This is a genomic window from Actinotalea sp. C106, assembly GCF_023630195.1.
Classification (GTDB): Bacteria; Actinomycetota; Actinomycetes; order Actinomycetales; family Cellulomonadaceae; genus Actinotalea.
The window spans coordinates 1-1,358 of sequence record NZ_JALPKN010000495.1; the positions used below are offsets into that span (position 1 = coordinate 1).

The following is a 1,358-nucleotide window of genomic DNA, read 5'->3' on the forward strand; positions in this document are numbered from 1 at the left end:
CCGGGGGCGCCCGGGGCCGGGCGGGCGGCCCGGGGCGGGCGGACGCGCAGCACCCTGCTCGCGTCGCCGCTGACGGCTGAGCAGGATCCACACGACGGGTCCGATGACGGGCAGCAGCACGATCACCGCGACCCACGCCGGGACCGGCAGCCCGTTGCGCTCGACCACCTGGGACCGGGAGAGGTCGATCAGCGCGTAGATCGCCAGGGCGATCGGGATGACGTAGACCATGGCGCGAAGCATCCACCCAGCCTAGGCGCCGTGGGCGCGTGGCACCGGCCGGGGCGCCTACCCTGGGCAGATGCCCGTGGTCGTGTACTCCGCCCTCCGCCTCGGCCTCTTCGCCGCGGCACTCCTCGTGCTCTGGTGGGCGAGGCTGGGGGGATGGCTCCTCGTCGTCGCGGCGACCGTCGTGGCCTGGGCGTTGTCGTACCTGTTCCTCAAGGGGCCGCGGGACGAGGCCGCGCGCTGGCTCGAGGACCGTGCCGAGCGTCGTCGCGAGTCCGGGGAGCGGTTCTCGGCCGAGGTCCGGGGCGACGCCGACGCGGAGGACGCCGAGGCCGAGGCCTCACATCGCGAGGCCGACCCCCAGCAGGATCCCGTAGCCGAGCTCGAGCAGCCCGGTACCGGCGAGCACCGGCTTGAGGAGCACCCCGCGGGCGCCGAGCAGCACGGTCCCGACGAGCAGCCCGGCGGGAAGCACCAGGAGCAGGACGAGCAGGACCCACGGCGCGGTGGGGGCGCAGGCGAGGGCGAGCAGCAGCGGCAGGACGACGAAGGCCGCGTACACCCGACGTGACCGGTGCTCGCCCAGGCGCACGGCCAGGGTGCGCTTGCCGACCAGGACGTCGGTCGGGATGTCCCGCAGGTTGTTGACCATGAGCAGCGCGCAGGCCAGCAGCCCGATGCCCACCGCTCCGGCGACGGCCAGCCAGGAGATGCGCCCGGCCTGGGTGTAGGTGGTGCCGAGCACGGCCACCAGACCGAAGAAGACGAAGACGCCGACCTCGCCGAGCCCGCGGTAGCCGTACGGCGACCTGCCCCCGGTGTAGGACCACGCGGCGAGGATCGCGACCGCCCCGACGGCCAGCAGCCACCACTGACCGCTCAGGGCCACCAGGCCCAGGCCCAGCAGCGCCCCGATCCCGAAGGCGGCGAAGGCGGCCCGCTTGACGTGGGCAGCGGGGGCCGCCCCCGAGGCGGTCAGCCGCAGCGGCCCGACCCGGTCGGTGTCCGTGCCGCGGATCCCGTCGGAGTAGTCGTTCGCGTAGTTGACCCCGACCTGCAGGGCCAGGGCCACGCCGGCCGCCAGCAGGGCACGCAGCGGAGAGGCCAGGCCCAGCTGGGCCGCCGCCCCC

At 75.1% G+C, this 1,358-nt stretch carries 2 protein-coding genes and 1 pseudogene; 1 reads left to right on the top strand and 2 read right to left on the bottom strand.

Features of this window, described 5'->3' with window-relative positions; all coding sequences use genetic code 11:
• On the bottom strand, positions 1 to 243 hold a 243-nt coding region (locus L0B03_RS17950; RefSeq protein ID WP_250448384.1), incomplete at its 3' end, for a PLDc N-terminal domain-containing protein.
• 58 nt (positions 244 to 301) lie between these two features.
• Here L0B03_RS17950 and L0B03_RS17955 point away from each other — a divergent pair.
• Positions 302 to 484: pseudogene (locus tag L0B03_RS17955) on the top strand (DUF4229 domain-containing protein); the annotation flags it as partial.
• A gap of 84 nt (positions 485 to 568) precedes the next feature.
• Here the strand turns inward: L0B03_RS17955 and L0B03_RS17960 are convergent.
• On the bottom strand, positions 569 to 1,358 hold a 790-nt coding region (locus L0B03_RS17960), incomplete at its 5' end, for a 1,4-dihydroxy-2-naphthoate polyprenyltransferase (protein WP_250448386.1).